Source organism: Streptococcus sp. KR, assembly GCF_002238115.1.
Classification (GTDB): Bacteria; Bacillota; Bacilli; order Lactobacillales; family Streptococcaceae; genus Streptococcus.
Window position 1 is genome coordinate 1 of record NZ_NGVM01000418.1, and the last position, 206, is coordinate 206.

Below are 206 nucleotides of genomic sequence, written 5' to 3' on the forward strand. Positions count from 1 at the left end.
GAGACGACTGCTACGCCGGATGAGCTTAATTACAAAGGTTTTAATGAAATCTACGTTGCTAAGCGAACCCAAGAAATTAAGAAGTTTAGCAAAGGTAAAGTTAGTTATATTAATGATGAAACGGAACTTTTCAAAAAGGTTAAGAATTTTGTTACTTTTTCAAAATCAGAAAAGCTACTTTTATACGTGCAAAATATTGACTTGAT

At 31.6% G+C, this 206-nt stretch carries 1 protein-coding gene; it reads left to right on the forward strand.

All coding sequences use genetic code 11. The features are described from left to right. On the forward strand, positions 1-206 hold a 206-nt coding region (locus CBI42_RS13170; protein ID WP_218822090.1), incomplete at both ends, for a hypothetical protein.